General features: G+C 63.0%; 11 protein-coding genes and 2 tRNA genes. 10 read left to right on the top strand and 3 right to left on the bottom strand.

Features of this window, described 5'->3' with window-relative positions; genetic code table 11:
- Window positions 1–25 precede the first annotated feature (25 nt).
- Window positions 26–99, bottom strand: a tRNA-Gly gene (locus tag AC0MRV_RS04015).
- Between the two features lie 200 nt (window positions 100–299).
- Here AC0MRV_RS04015 and AC0MRV_RS04020 point away from each other — a divergent pair.
- The 5 genes from AC0MRV_RS04020 to AC0MRV_RS04040 all read left to right on the top strand — a co-directional run bounded on the left by AC0MRV_RS04020 (window position 300) and on the right by AC0MRV_RS04040 (window position 7,824).
- Complete coding sequence (locus tag AC0MRV_RS04020; RefSeq protein ID WP_472763146.1) at window positions 300–1,481, top strand: type II secretion system F family protein; 1,182 nt, start codon at window positions 300–302, stop codon at window positions 1,479–1,481.
- Between the two features lie 61 nt (window positions 1,482–1,542).
- Entirely contained in the window at window positions 1,543–2,796 is a 1,254-nt protein-coding gene (locus tag AC0MRV_RS04025; protein WP_472763147.1) for a sigma-54-dependent transcriptional regulator, read from the top strand.
- Between the two features lie 118 nt (window positions 2,797–2,914).
- The gene (carB, locus tag AC0MRV_RS04030) at window positions 2,915–6,154 is read left to right on the top strand and encodes a carbamoyl-phosphate synthase large subunit (RefSeq protein ID WP_472763148.1); all 3,240 of its coding nucleotides are present in this window, start codon (window positions 2,915–2,917) and stop codon (window positions 6,152–6,154) included.
- A 22-nt stretch (window positions 6,155–6,176) separates the two neighbouring features.
- Window positions 6,177–7,034, top strand: coding sequence for a formyltetrahydrofolate deformylase (gene purU, locus AC0MRV_RS04035; protein WP_472763149.1), 858 nt, complete (start codon window positions 6,177–6,179; stop codon window positions 7,032–7,034).
- 67 nt (window positions 7,035–7,101) lie between these two features.
- Window positions 7,102–7,824 carry a tetratricopeptide repeat protein gene (locus AC0MRV_RS04040; RefSeq protein ID WP_472763150.1) on the top strand — a complete coding sequence of 241 codons (723 nt, stop codon included), beginning with the start codon at window positions 7,102–7,104 and terminating at the stop codon, window positions 7,822–7,824.
- 18 nt (window positions 7,825–7,842) lie between these two features.
- Here the strand turns inward: AC0MRV_RS04040 and AC0MRV_RS04045 are convergent.
- Window positions 7,843–7,919: transfer RNA gene (locus AC0MRV_RS04045), tRNA-Pro, on the bottom strand.
- Between the two features lie 197 nt (window positions 7,920–8,116).
- Between AC0MRV_RS04045 and AC0MRV_RS04050 the strand changes: the two genes are divergently transcribed.
- The 3 genes from AC0MRV_RS04050 (at window position 8,117) to AC0MRV_RS04060 (ending at window position 10,600) form a co-directional block, all read left to right on the top strand.
- The gene (locus AC0MRV_RS04050) at window positions 8,117–8,650 is read left to right on the top strand and encodes a LysM peptidoglycan-binding domain-containing protein (RefSeq protein WP_472763151.1); all 534 of its coding nucleotides are present in this window, start codon (window positions 8,117–8,119) and stop codon (window positions 8,648–8,650) included.
- Between the two features lie 73 nt (window positions 8,651–8,723).
- A complete protein-coding gene (locus tag AC0MRV_RS04055) occupies window positions 8,724–9,311 on the top strand; it encodes an NUDIX hydrolase (protein WP_472763152.1) in 588 nt (195 codons plus the stop codon).
- Window positions 9,312–9,349: 38 nt separating this feature from the next.
- Window positions 9,350–10,600 carry a phenylacetate--CoA ligase family protein gene (locus AC0MRV_RS04060; protein WP_472763153.1) on the top strand — a complete coding sequence of 417 codons (1,251 nt, stop codon included), beginning with the start codon at window positions 9,350–9,352 and terminating at the stop codon, window positions 10,598–10,600.
- Here the strand turns inward: AC0MRV_RS04060 and AC0MRV_RS04065 are convergent.
- Window positions 10,584–11,648: a PEP-CTERM sorting domain-containing protein gene (locus AC0MRV_RS04065; RefSeq protein WP_472763154.1), complete on the bottom strand. Its 1,065-nt coding sequence runs from the start codon at window positions 11,646–11,648 to the stop codon at window positions 10,584–10,586. The two genes, AC0MRV_RS04060 and AC0MRV_RS04065, sit on opposite strands and share 17 nt — an antisense overlap.
- Before the next feature lie 257 nt (window positions 11,649–11,905).
- On the opposite strand from AC0MRV_RS04065, the gene AC0MRV_RS04070 reads away from it, so the two are divergent.
- Both AC0MRV_RS04070 and AC0MRV_RS04075 read left to right on the top strand, forming a co-directional pair.
- A complete protein-coding gene (locus tag AC0MRV_RS04070; RefSeq protein WP_472763155.1) occupies window positions 11,906–12,730 on the top strand; it encodes a succinate dehydrogenase cytochrome b subunit in 825 nt (274 codons plus the stop codon).
- 12 nt (window positions 12,731–12,742) lie between these two features.
- Window positions 12,743–14,665, top strand: coding sequence for a fumarate reductase/succinate dehydrogenase flavoprotein subunit (locus AC0MRV_RS04075; RefSeq protein ID WP_472763156.1), 1,923 nt, complete (start codon window positions 12,743–12,745; stop codon window positions 14,663–14,665).
- Window positions 14,666–14,689: the final 24 nt, after the last annotated feature.

Consider the following 14,689-nt stretch of genomic DNA (forward strand, 5'->3'; position numbering starts at 1 on the left):
AGTCCCGCCTCCGGGGAGCGAAGGCTGGTGCGGCTGGACGGAATCGAACCGACGACATCTGTGTGGAAGACAGAGGTTTTACCACTAAACTACAGCCGCGATGAGGGCGGAAGCATCGACCGCTGCCTTCATGGGTCAAGCCCGCGCTTGGTGCCGGGCGGTGAATTGTCAGGCCGCCGCCGCGTCGACCAAACGCGACTCCGGCGTCCATGGCGGGCCTCGGAAGCGGCTGCGTTTTAGCACTTTCTTGACGGGGGAATGGAGTTGCCGGGTGGAGATGGAGTCCTTTCGCTCGGGGAATGGCTTTCATTTCCAGTGGCGCTTCGGGTTCAGCGGCTTCCAAGAAAACTCCGGCGGGAAAATCGAAGAAGGAAGGCTTCTGGGCTTCGCAGGATTTGGCGAAGCAGAAGGCCAACGAAAAGAAAGCGAAGAACTACAAACTGCCGCTGGAGGAGCTGGCCATCTTTACCCAGCAGCTCTCTTCGCTGCTCACCGCGGGTCTGCCGCTGGTGCAGTGTCTGGAAGCCTTGCAGGATCAGACCGAAGACCAGGTTTTCCGCATCGTGATTCGCGATGTGCGCGGAGAGATCTCCGCCGGTAATTCGTTTTCCACCGCGGTGAAGCGCTTCCCCAAAGCCTTCAACACGCTCTTTGTTTCGATGGTTGAAGCCGGTGAGGCCTCTGGTGCGTTGTCGGAGATTTTGGGCAAGGTGGCCTCGTATTTCGAAGCCAGTGTGAAACTCACCAAGAAAGTGAAGTCGGCCATGACCTATCCGATCGCGGTCATCGGTCTGGCCATCGCACTCGTGAACGTGCTGCTGATCTTCGTCATCCCGGTGTTTGCCGACATGTTTGCGGACTTCGGCGCACAGCTCCCGGCACCGACCCAGTTCCTCATCGACCTGTCGGATTTTCTGAAGGCGAACATCATCTACATCATCATCGGGTGTATCATCTTTGTCTGGATCTTCCGAAAGGTCGTCGCGACCCCCAAAGGTCGCGAAATCAAGGACAAGGCGCTCGTGCGCGCGCCGATTTTTGGCAACCTGATCCACAAGATCGCACTGTCCCGCTTCTGCCGCACCTACGCGACGCTGGTGCGTTCCGGCGTGCCGATCCTGCGCACCCTGGAAATCGTATCCTCGGCCTCCAACAAGGTGCAGATCGAAGGCGCCTGTGTCGAAATAGCCCGACACGTCAGCCAAGGCGGCCAGGTTTCGGAGATCATGGCCTCCAACCCCTTCTTCCCGCCGATGATGAAACACATGATCAAGGCGGGCGAAACCACGGGCAACGTGGACGGCATGATGAACAAAATCGCCGATTTCTATGATACTGAGGCAGAAGCAACTGTGGCCTCACTTACCTCGCTGATCGAGCCGATGTTGATCGTTTTCCTCGGTGTGGTGGTCGGTGGTATCGTCATGGCGATGTTCCTTCCGATTTTCCAGCTCGGCGCGGTGGCCGGCGGCTTGCAATAGCCCGCCGCATGGCCCTCGCTGAAAAACCCGCGGTTCTCACCTGACCGCTGTCACTCCCGTTATGCCTTCCGTTCTCATCGTCGACGATTTGCTCTCCATCCACGAGATGTTGGATGCGGTTATCCAGCCCACTGGATACGCCACGGCATTCGCCACCGATGGCGAGAAAGGTCTGGCGCGCTACAAGGAGGAACGCTTCGACCTGGTCCTGGCCGACATCGACATGAAGCCGATGGACGGCATCACGCTGCTCAAGCAGCTCAAGGCCTACGATCCCACCGCCGTGGTGATCATCATGACCGCTTACGCCTCCACCGAGAGCGCGATCCAGGCGCTCAAGTTCGGCGCCTTCGACTACCTGCAAAAACCGTTCCGGGTCGACGAGCTCATCAGCACACTGCGACGCGGCATCGAGTTTCGCGAGTTCCAGGCCAGGCGCGCCAACGCCAGCACACCGGAGGTGGAGGAGGCCGACATCGAGGCCCGCATCGTCGGCTCCAGTGCCGAGATGAAACGCCTGCGCCAGCAGGTGCAGCGCCTCGCCGCCGCGCGCACCCCGGTCTTGCTCCAAGGCGAGGCCGGCACGGGGAAGGCGGCGATCGCCGAACTGCTTCACCTCGGCAGCGCCGAAGAGGGCGCGGAGCTCGTGCGCATCGACTGCGCGCTCAGTTCCGAGACCAATTTTGCCAAGGGCCTCATGGGGGAGAACGGCGCTGGCGGCGAATGGGTGCAACAGGCCCGCGATGGCACGCTGTTGCTCGAACGCCTGGAGGCGCTGCCTCTCGAGATGCAGCAGGAACTCGTGAGTGTCCTGCGCAACACCGCCCATCGTTTCCGCCTTGTCTGCACGACCGCGGAGGATCTGGAGCTGATGACCGACGAAGGTCGGTTCCACGACGAGTTGTTCTACCGGGTGGCCTCGCTGCCGGTGAGCTTGCCGCCGCTGCGCAAGCACATCGCGGATTTGCCGGACCTCATCCGGAGCATTCTGGCAAAATCGACCAACCCGCAGTTTGACGCCAAGCTCATCGAGTTTTCGCCCGAGGCCATGCAGGTGTTCGAGGCTTACCGTTGGCCGGGCAACATTCTGGAGCTCAACCAGGTCGTTACCCGCATCGCGGCGACCAGTGAGTCGCGAATGGTCTCGGCGGAGCAATTGCCCACTCGCCTCAAGGAGTTGAGCCAGTGGCCGTCGCTGGCCGATCACCTGGCCGAGCAACGTCGCCAATACATCGAGATGGTCCTGCACGCCTGCCGCGGCGATCGTGGCGAAGCCAGCCGCGTGCTCGGAATCGATCCGGCTGAATTGTCCTGATCCGGGCCGCCGGTAAGGGAGGGCGCCGCCAGGGTGGATTCGTTCCGCGCGCCCGGGAACCCGAGTTCACGCTTGCGCCGTCAGTTGGGGCCACCAACCGTCTGTGGAGCCTACGCATATGCCCAAGCGAGACGATCTCCACTCCATCCTCATCATTGGCGCCGGTCCCATCGTGATCGGCCAAGCCTGCGAATTTGATTACTCCGGCACGCAAGCCTGCAAAGCCCTGAAGGAAGAGGGTTACCGCGTCATTCTGGTTAACTCCAACCCGGCGACCATCATGACCGATCCGGAGTTTGCCGATGTCACCTACATCGAGCCGCTCACGGTCGAGTTCGTCGAAAAGATCATCGCCAAGGAAAAGCCCGACGCGTTGCTTCCGACGCTCGGTGGTCAGACCGCGCTCAACCTTTCCATGGAGCTCTTCGAGAAGGGCATCCTGGAAAAATACAATGTGGAGATGATCGGCGCCAAACCCGAGGCGATCGACAAGGGTGAAGACCGCGAACTCTTCAAGCAGGCCATGCTCAAGATCGGTCTCGATGTGGCGCACTCCCGCACGGTCAAGTCCATGGCTGAGGCCCGCGAGGCGGCCGAAGAGATTGGCACGATGCCTCTCATCATCCGCCCGTCCTTCACCCTCGGCGGTTCCGGTGGAGGCATCGCCTACAACGTCGAGGAGTTCGAGGAAATCGTGGCCAACGGTCTCGACCTTTCCCCGGTCCACGAGGTCCTCATCGAGGAGTGCCTGCTCGGCTGGAAGGAATACGAGATGGAGGTCATGCGCGACCACAAGGACCAGTGTGTCGTGATTTGTTCGATCGAGAACTTCGATCCGATGGGCGTGCACACCGGCGACTCCATCACGGTGGCCCCGGCGATGACGCTGTCCGACAAGGAATTCCAAGCCATGCGCGACGCCTCCTTTGCGGTCATCCGCGAGATCGGCGTCGAGACCGGCGGCTCCAATATCCAATTTTCTCTCGATCCGCAGACCGGTCGTCAGGTCGTGATCGAAATGAACCCGCGCGTGTCGCGCTCTTCCGCGCTCGCGTCGAAGGCCACCGGCTTCCCCATCGCCAAGATCGCCGCCAAACTCGCGGTGGGTTACACTCTCGATGAGCTGCAGAACGACATCACGCGGCTCACGCCGGCATCGTTTGAGCCGACCATCGACTACGTGGTGACCAAGATCCCACGCTTCACCTTTGAGAAGTTCCCGGGCTGCGAACCGACCCTGACGTCCGCGATGAAGTCCGTCGGCGAGGCCATGGCCATCGGTCGCACCTTCAAGGAGTCCATGCAAAAGGCGCTGCGCTCACTCGAGATCGGCGCCCGTGGCTTCGGTGGCGGCGGTGGCAAATACGGCAGCGACACCGCGCCGGACCGCAGCCTCATCGTGTCCAAACTCGGCACGCCGAATCCGGAACGCATCTTCTACATCCGCTACGCCTTCCTCGATGGCATGACCATCGACGAGGTCTTTGACCTCACCAAGATCGATCCGTGGTTCCTCCACCAGTTGAAGGAGATCTTCGACATGGAGCAGGCGGTCAAAGGCCAGACCCTCGCCGACATCGATACCGAGCTGTTGCGTCGCGCGAAGAAGTTCGGTTTCTGCGACGCCCAGCTCGCCCACCTCCTTGGCAGCGACCTCGACACCGTGCGGGCAGCGCGCAAGGAGCGCGGCATCCAGACCACCTACCGCCTGGTCGACACCTGCGCCGCCGAGTTCGAAGCGTTCACGCCGTATTATTATTCCAGTTACGGCGACGAGAACGAGGTGATGCCGTCTGAGAAGAAGAAGATCATGATTCTCGGCGGTGGACCCAACCGCATCGGCCAGGGCATCGAGTTCGACTACTGCTGCGTGCACGCCAGCTTCGCCCTGCGTGAGATCGGTTTCGAGACCGTGATGGTGAACTCCAATCCGGAGACCGTTTCGACCGACTACGACACGTCCGACCGTCTTTACTTCGAACCGCTCACACTCGAGGACGTGCTTGAGATCTACGAGCAGGAGGGCTGCGACGGCGCCATCGTGCAGTTCGGCGGCCAGACTCCGCTTAACCTCGCCACCCAATTGAAGGCCCACGGCGTCAACATCATCGGCACCGCGCCGGAGATGATCGACGCGGCCGAGGACCGCAAACAGTTCGCGGCCATCCTTAACAAGCTCGGCCTCAAGCAGCCGGCCAACCGCACCGCGATGAGCGAAGCCGAGGCGCTGGCCGCGGCTCACGAGCTCGGGTTCCCGGTGCTGCTGCGTCCGTCCTTCGTGCTCGGCGGGCGTGGCATGTTCATCGTCTACAGCGAAGAGGAATTTAAGAGCGTTGTCCGTGAGGCCTTCGACGCCATGCCCGACAAGCCGGTGCTCATCGACAAGTTCCTCGAGGACGCCATCGAGCTCGACGTCGACTGCATCAGCGACGGCGAGACCTCGATCATCGGTGGCATGCTCGAGCACATCGAGTTTGCCGGCGTGCACTCCGGTGACGCCGCCATGGTCATGCCCCCGCACACGCTGGGGAAGGAGATGATCGACACCGTGCGCGACGCGACCTTGGCCCTCGCCAGGGAGCTCAACGTGGTCGGCCTCATGAACGTCCAGTTCGCGATCAAGGGTGACGAGTTGTTCCTCATTGAGGTCAACCCGCGTGCCTCCCGCACCGTTCCCTTCGTGGCCAAGGCCATGGGTATTCCGCTCGCCAAACTCGCCGCCCAAATCATGGCGGGCAAGACGCTCAAGGAGCTCGGTTTCACCGCGGAGATCGTGCCGAAACATTGGTGCGTGAAGGAGTCGGTGTTCCCGTTTGTGCGCTTCCCCGGCTGCACCATCGCGCTGAGTCCGGAGATGCGTTCGACCGGCGAAGTGATGGGGGTCGACGAAGACCTCGGCGTGGCCTTCGCCAAAGCCCAGGCCGCGGCCAAGCCCGGCCTGCCGACTTCCGGCAACGTGTTCCTTTCCGTCAAAGACGCCGACAAACCGCGCGCGGTCGATCTCGCCCGCCGGCTCGTGCGTCTCGGTTTCAAGCTCTACTCGACCGGCGGCACCGCCAAGGTGCTGGCCGAAAACGGCGTCGAGGTCACCCGACTGGCCAAGATCAACGAGGGTCGTCCCACCGCGGTCGACATGCTCAAGAACAACCAGATCAAGTTGGTGATCAACACCCCCGGGGGCATGATTCCGCGCAAGGACGAGAACAAGATTCGCGCCGCCGCCTACGCCCACAATGTCTGCCTCATGACCACGGTCATGGGCGCCTTCGCCGCCGTGAAGGGCATCGAGGCGCTGATGGAAAAGCAGATCGAGGTCATGCCGATCCAGCACTACGTGAAGAACGTGCGCCCGGTCTGATTCCGTTTCATCGCCCCCGACCATGTCCGCCTCCGAAGTGGCTCCGCACATTTGTCTGCTGCACGGTCCCGACCAACCCGGTCTGGTGGCCAAGGTGTCGGGTTGGATCTACGAACGGGGCGGCAATATCCTGCACGCCGATCAACACCGCGATCTGGAGGAAGGGATCTTCTTCCAGCGCGTCGAGTGGATCCCGTCGCCGGACGCGGCCGACGAGGAGGCGGCCTTCAAGGCCTTCGCCAACGAGCTGGGTATGAACCCGCAGGTGGCGGTGCCGGACGTGCGCCCCAAGGTCGCGCTTTTCGTGTCCAAGGCCGATCACTGCTTCCACGACATCGTCCTGCGTTGGAAGGCGGGCGAGTTTGCCTGTGATATTGTGGCCGTGGTCTCGAACCACCGCGTGTTGGAGGAGGCGGCGACCAACTACGGTCTGCCGTTTCACCACATCCCCGTGACGGCCGCGACCAAACCCGCGGCGGAGGCCGCGCAACTCGCGCTCCTGCGTGAGCTCGATGTCGAGCTGGTGATCCTCGCGCGCTACATGCAGGTCCTGTCGGAGGACTTCCTGTCCTCGTTCGCCCGGCCCGTGATCAATATTCACCACTCCTTCCTGCCCGCCTTTGCCGGCGGGCGACCGTATCACCAGGCGCACACCCGCGGCGTGAAACTCATCGGCGCCACGGCGCATTACGCCACCGCGGTGCTCGATGACGGTCCGATTATCCAACAGGACGTGGCCCGGGTGACCCACCGGCACGAGGTCAACGACCTCATTCGCAAAGGCCGCGACCTCGAGAAGCTTGTTCTTGCGCAGGCGGTGCGGTGGCACCTCGAGCACCGGGTGTTGGTTTACGGCAACAAGACGGTCGTCTTCGACTGAGCTTCCGGTCGAAATCCCGCCTTTACGAGGGGGAGGGCATGTGTTTCGGTGCCCGTTTTCGCCATCCATGTCCAAGTCCAACGAAACCCCCGCCCAACCCAAAGACGCCGCGTCTGCTTCCGTCGATGTTCCTGCCTCCATGGCCCCCGACCTCGAGGAAGGCGTGCGCTACTTCTGGGAGAAGAACCGCAGCTCGTTGATCGGCCTCGCGGTGGTCGTTTTGTTGGCGATCTTCGCGCGCCATGGCTGGACGATGTGGCAGGACAGTCAGGCCGCCGCCGAGCGTGAAGCCTACGCCGCCGCCGAGACCGACGCCCAACGCGAAGCGTTCGCCAGCAGCCACTCCGGCAGTCCGCTCGCCGGCGCCGCGTTGCTCACGATCGCCGACACCGCATTTGCCGAAGGTCGCTTCAGTGAGGCGATCGCCAAGTATGACGCCGCCGCGGCCGACCTTGAGGGCACCGTATTCGCCGATCGCATTCGCCTCGGTCGCGCCATGGCCCAGCTCCAGTCCGGTGACGTGTCCGGTGGTGAAAGCGCACTGCGTGCCGTCGCCAACGACACGACCGTGGCCGGTCCGATTCGCAGTGAAGCCGCCTTTCATCTGGCCGCCCGCGCCGCTGGCAGCAAGGACGTCGAAGCGCTCAACGAGTTGGCCACCCAGATCCTCGCCATTGATCCTGCGACCAATTGGGCGCAGCGCGTGACCATGTTGCAGGCCGCGGTTTCCGCCAACACCGGCGAAGACGAGCCGACGGGTTCCTCCGAGATTTCTCTGCCCGCACTCTAGGGCGTGTCTCGGTTCGGCTGGTCGGGACGGAGAGATTCGAACTCTCGACCTCCTGCTCCCAAAGCAGGCGCTCTACCAGGCTAAGCTACGTCCCGTGAACCGATCGCACGGCACCGGCAAGGTCGCAGCCTGTCAACCTTCGGCTTTGCTGAAACCGCGCCGGTTTGATCGACCTGTTCGGGAGCCTGCTCGGATCGACGCCGATTTCGCGCATCGCCCGCCGGCTCAGCCATTTCCCTGCTTGCTTATACCCGCGCCACCCACGTAGACCCTGTGGTTAGCATTTTCTCCCATGGACACCATTTCTCAGGAAAATAACGAATCGTTCAGTTGGCTGCCGGTGCTGGCACTCATCGTTGGCGTCATTGCCGGCGTATTGGCCGGAGTGGCACTCGCCAAGGTTTCGAATGTCAGCAAGAGCCTCGCCGATCAAAGCGCTTTGGCCGCTCGGATCGACGACCTCGAGGCCGAACTGCGCAAGACCTCGACTTCCGCCGAGCAGGCCACCAGTCGCATCAACAAGGTGGCCTCCGACACCAATGGTGCCTTCAAGCAGTTCAGCGACGCGTTTGGCGCCCTGCGCACCGAATTTGAGGAGATCAAGGAAAAGGCCAGCCAGCCCGCTCCGGTCGCTGCCAGCCCGTCGAGCTCCTCCAGCGGCCCGGTGGTGGCCGGCCCGAATGAATACGTCGTCAAGTCCGGCGACACCGGCTCCAAGATCGCCCGCACCGCCGGCGTCTCCCTCAGCGACCTGCTCGCGGTCAACCCCGGTGTGAACTGGAACCGCCTCGCCGTGGGCCAGACGATCAAGCTGCCGCAGAAGTAAGCGGTCGCTCCCTGTATCCAAATTTTCAATGCGCCTCCCGATTCACCCGGGGGGCGCTTTTGTTTTCCTTCCCATGAATGACGATTCGGCCCCGGCAAACTGGCAACGTGGTGCAGACCGCGCGCTGCTGCACACCCGTGTCTTCGACGTGCGGGCCTCGCGCTTTCGCCACCCCGGACGTGAAACCGACAAGGAGTTCATGGTCATCGACGCACCCGACTGGGCGGTGGTGATGGCGGTGACGCCGTCGGGCGAGCTCGTGCTCGTGCGGCAGTTCCGTTTCGGCGTCGAACAGTTGTCGCTCGAGCTGCCCGGTGGGGTGATCGAGCGCGGGGAGGACCCGGCCGCCGCGGCCGCGCGCGAGTTGGCCGAAGAGACCGGCTACGTTGGCGCCGCGCCGCAAGTGCTCGGCACCGTGCATCCGAATCCCGCGATTCAAAGCAACCGCGCCCACCTGGTCCTCATCGCGGAGGCGGAGCGGAAACAGGCGACGGCCTGGGATGCGGATGAAGAACTTGGCATTCACTGCCGGCCGATTCCCGAGGTGTTGCGGCGGGCGAGGGTGGGGGAGATCACGCACGCGCTCATGCTCAACGGCTTGTTCATGCTCGAACCCTGGTGGGCCGAACAGGCGGCGTGTCGGGGGTGGCCGGGAATTTGACTTGGACGCCGAGCCTCATTAGCTGCCCGACCTTGAAGATGTCCGCTCCTCAATTCGCCAACGATCCCTCTCAACTCGGTGCCGCCGACGGCGACCGCGTGCCCGCCTCTTTGGAGGGCGAGATTCGACGGATCTATGAGCGCAGTCCGCTCTACACGGCGCGTTTTCCGCTCCACCCGGAGCCCTTGCGCTGGGGCTGCTACGAAGAGATTCCGCGTCTGACCAAGCGGGAGATCGTGGAGCGGGGGCATCAATCCTTCTTCGCCGACTACAGCGAAATCGAGCGCGGGTTGGAGGAATCGCGTTTCGAATACGAGAGCACTTCCGGCACCACCGCGGGCCCGATGACCGTGATCATGGAGGACGGCTGGTGGGATGAACAAACCTCGCGGGCTTACGAAGCTTCCCCGATTCTGCGCCAGTTTGTCGGCAAGGCCTACCGCAAGTGCATCCTCGCGCCGGTGGGTTGCTCCAGCAACCTCTGTCCTTACGAGGATCATCCTTTCCCGAACCGCTATCTCAACGGCACCCACTACCTGAACCTCACCAGCGATCCCTTCGTGTTTCGTGATTCAGAGTGGGATCGCATCGTGGTCGAGCTGCAGGCGGTCAAACCCGACGTGATCGAAGGGGAGCCGATCTACCTCTCGCTGCTGGCGCGGGCTGTGGCCCGCCGTGGGGTGACCGTGCCGAGCGTGAAGGCCGTCATCCTCACTTACGGCAAAGCCAGCCTGCAGCACAGCCGCCGCATCGCCGAGGTCTTCCCGGCGCCGCAGGTCGACCTCTATGGCTCGACCGAGGCCGGTTACCTTTTTGTGGGCGACGCCTTCGCGGACAACTCCCAGGTCATCGACGCCAACGCCTTCATCGAACTCGTGCCCTACCGTGGCCTCGACCAGATCTTCCAGATCATTGTCACCACCCGCGGTCGGGAAGCCATGCCACTGCTGCGTTACCACACCGGTGATATCGTGCAGCGTTGCGCGGAGGGCTTCCGCGTGCTGGGCCGCGAGGGTGGGCTGCATTTCCGTGCCGATGGCTCGCTGGTTTCGCCGACCGATGTCGACCAAGCCTTGCCCGCCGACTTCAAGTGCTGGCACTACTCGCTGGTCCAGACCAAGGCCGACCGCTGGGACTTCCATTACGTGGCCGACCACGCGGCGCCCGATACCGTGACGCAGGCCATTGCCGAGGTGATTGGGGACGGCGCCCGGGTGATCGGATTCCGTCGCCGTCACATCGCGCCGGCGGCCAGCGGGAAGTTTGCCCTGCTCAAGCCGTTGGCTTGAGCGCGTGGCGGCGTTGGCGCCGGACGCGCAGGGCGTAGGCCGCCCCCAGCAGACCGATGAACCACGCGCCGTAGGTGCTCGGCTCCGGCACGGCATTGGCGATCTGACCGCCGAAGCCCATGAAATCGATGTTGCCGTGGGTATTCCGGTCGGTGTCTGTTCGATACACTGCGGCATTGTTCCAGTTCACCAAATCGGAGGCCACAGTCACGTTCACGTCCGACGCCATCAGCGAGAAACCGTTGATCGTCTGGCCGACCTGCAGGCCCATGTCCGTGAAGCGGATGAGGATGCCGACCATGGCGAGATCGTCGGCCAGAGGAGTGAAGTTATAGGCCGAACCGCTGACATCGTCGCCGTCGCCGTAGGTCGCCCGCCCAAATTCGGTGCTGCCGTTGTCTGTCGGCGAAAGCAGGGGGCCGCCGTAGGAGTCCGGGGCGATCAGCAGGCCGGTGTTGGCGTAGAGATCGGGGGCGGCGGCGCTGGAGTCCCAACCGGTGAAGGCGGCGATGCGGAAGGCGTCGCCGAAGTTGCCGGCGTTCTCGAGGTCGAAAAGAATGATGCCGGCACCCTCTTCGACCACGTAGTCGCCAAAAAAGAAATCGATGCGCTCGATGTTCGAGTTTTGTGAGTAGGTGGAGCTGCCGGTATTGGCGAAGGGGTCGCGAATGCCGCTGAACAGGTTGCCGGAGAGAAACACATCCTCGACCGTGGAGGGGGTCGTGCCGTAGGCGCGGTCGTGGTGGTCGATCTGGTAGAAGAGGGTGGTGTAGTTCGGATTCGAGTTCCACCAGGATGTGTTGCGCCGCACATAGACGTCCTGAGCCATCGGCCCGGACATCGTGTAGTCGCCGGCCTCGGTTCCGATCGAATCGACCGCATAGGATTCGTTGCGGAAAACGATCCCGCCCTGGCTCTGGTTCCAGTCATTCTGTCTGGCCCCATAACTGACGCTCGTCACCGCGACCTGAGCCGGCACGACCGCAGCCGCCATCCCAGTGAAAAGGATGATCACCGCCGGAAGGTTTGAGGCACGTCGGGGAGTCATGAATCGTGAATGGACAGACTTCCCCGGGTTCATCGTCACAACCTCGACTCGACTTGAGCCGAGGCCCCGTTTGGCCTGGCTGAGGCGCTCAAGGGCCAGTTTGGGGTGCCAATCTTCTCCCCGGCTTCAGGTTGGCTTATAGGGAGAAGCAGGTGACTATGGGGCGTTTACAATTCCAGCCTGCCTAGTCAGGGTTCCGACCCGCATGGTTTGAGCGCGCTGCTCGACCGGCTTCCAGACCCCTATTTACATCTTCGATGAACCTGTTCCGTAACTTGTTCACCTCCTCCATCGGGCGAAAGATCCTGATGGCGGTCACCGGTCTTATTCTGGTCGGCTTCGTCACCGGTCACTTGGTGGGAAACCTGCAGATCTTTCTCCCGCCGGACCACATCAACGGCTACGCGCACTTCCTGCAGGGCCTGGGTCCGGCCCTCTGGGGCATCCGCCTGTTCCTGTTGGCCTGTGTGGCGATCCACATCTGGGCCGCTGTGGCACTGACCTTGGAGAGCAAGTCGGCGCGCGGACCGGAGAAATACGGCGTTCACCGCTGGCTGCGGGCTTCGGTCGCATCGCGCTACATGCGCATGACCGGCGTCGTGGTCCTGGCCTTCCTCATTTACCACCTCCTGCACTTCACGGTGGGACTGGCCGGCACGGACACTTTTAAGAGCGCCCTGCCGCACTGGACGATGCAGCACGATGTCCGCGAGTTCGGCATCCCGCTCGCCAGCGCCGGCACCGAGGTGCACGACGTCTACTCGATGGTCTTCCTCGGTTTCGCCAGCCCGCTCGTCTCGCTCTTCTACATCGTGGCAGTCGGCCTGCTCGCCATGCACATGTGGCACGGCATTGACTCGGTCTTCCAGACCTTCGGTCTGCGGAACAACTCCTGGAACGGCTGTCTTCGTCGGGTCGTCGCGATCTTCTGCATCGCCTACTTCCTCGGCAATCTGCTGATCCCCGGCACCATCCTGGCCGGTATCGCCAAACCGGCCGCCGACACCCTCGCGCATCAAGTCATGGTCGAAGGCGCTTCCCTTGGGGAGGTCGCCGCCACCGCCGCCCCCGCCAACCACTAAGCTTTTCCCGACATGGCCCAACTCAACTCTGCCATCCCGCCCGGCCCGCTGGCCGACAAGTGGAACAACCAAAAGGCCAACCAGAAGTTGGTCAATCCGGCCAACAAGCGGAAATACAAGGTGCTCGTCGTCGGCGCCGGTCTCGCCGGTTCCTCGGCCGCCGCCACCATGGCCGAGCTTGGCTATCAGGTGGAATGCTTCGTCTTTCACGACAGCCCCCGCCGCGCCCACTCCATCGCCGCCCAGGGCGGCATCAACGCCGCCAAGAACTACCAGAACGACGGCGACAGCGTGTATCGGCTTTTCTACGACACGGTCAAAGGCGGCGACTACCGCTCCCGCGAGGCCAACGTCCATCGCCTCGCCGAGGTCTCGGTCAACATCATCGACCAGTGCGTGGCCCAGGGCGTGCCCTTCGCCCGCGAATACGGCGGCCTGCTCGACAACCGCTCCTTCGGCGGCGCCCAGGTCTCCCGCACCTTCTACGCCCGCGGCCAGACCGGCCAGCAGCTCCTGCTCGGCGCCTACTCCGCGCTGTCCAAGATGATCGGATCCGGCGGCGTGAAGATGCACAACAACTCCGAGATGCTGGAGCTGGTCCTGGTCGACGGTCAGGCCAAGGGCATCGTCGTCCGCAATCTCATCACCGGTGAGGTCACCCGCCACGCCGGCGACGCCGTCGTGCTCGCCACCGGCGGTTACGGCAACGTCTTCAACCTCTCGACCTACGCCCGCAACTCCAACGCCACCGCCGCGTGGCGCGCCTACAAGCAGGGCGCCTGCTTTGCCAACCCCTGCTTCACCCAGATTCACCCGACCTGCATCCCGGTCTCGGGCGACTACCAGTCGAAGTTGACCCTCATGTCCGAGTCGCTGCGCAACGACGGCCGCATCTGGGTGCCGAAGAAGGCGGAGGACTGTGGCAAGGATCCCAACTCCATCCCGGAGGAGGATCGCGACTATTACCTCGAGCGCATCTACCCGTCCTTCGGTAATCTCGCCCCGCGCGACGTCTCCTCCCGCGCCGCCAAGCGTATGTGCGACGAGGGCCGCGGCGTCGGCCCGACCAAGCTCGGCGTGTATCTGGATTTTGGTGACGCCATCAAGCGCCTCGGCGCCGACACCGTCCGCGCCCGCTACGGCAACCTTTTCGACATCTACAAGGAGATCACCGACGAGTCGGCCTACGAGACGCCGATGCGCATCTTCCCCGCCGTGCACTACACCATGGGCGGCCTCTGGGTGGACTATAACCTCATGTCCAACATCCCCGGCCTGTTCGTGCTGGGTGAAGCCAACTTCTCCGACCACGGCGCCAACCGTCTCGGTGCCTCCGCCCTCATGCAGGGTCTGGCCGACGGTTACTTCGTGGTGCCTTACACGATCGCCAACTACCTCGCCACCCAGAAGCCCGGTTCCGCCCCCAAGGGCGACGAGAAGGAATTCGTTGAGGCCGCCGCCAAGGTGTCCGACCTCACCAAAAAACTCCTCTCCATCAACGGCAAGGAGACCGTCGCTCACTTCCACAAGCGTCTCGGCAAGATCATGTGGGATCACTGCGGCATGGCCCGCACCAAGGAAGGCCTGGAGGAAGCCCTCAAACTCATCCCGCAGCTGCGCGAGGAGTTCTGGCAGAACGTCAAGGTCACCGGCACCGGCGACTCGCTCAACCAGTCGCTCGAAAAAGCCGGCCGCCTCGCCGACTTCCTTGAGCTGGGCGAACTCATGTGCCGCGACGCGCTCACCCGCGAGGAGAGCTGCGGCGGTCACTTCCGGGAAGAATACCAATACCCCGATGGCGAGTGCCTGCGCGACGACGAGAAGTTCGCGCACGTCGCCGCCTGGGAATACCAGGGCGAGGGCAACGTGCCCAAGCGCAACGTCGAAGAACTCAACTACGAGACGGTCAAGATGAGCGTCCGCAGCTACAAGTAATCAACGGAACCACCAACCACGTCC

It is taken from the genome of Actomonas spartinae, assembly GCF_051209155.1.
GTDB lineage: Bacteria > Verrucomicrobiota > Verrucomicrobiia > Opitutales > Opitutaceae > Actomonas.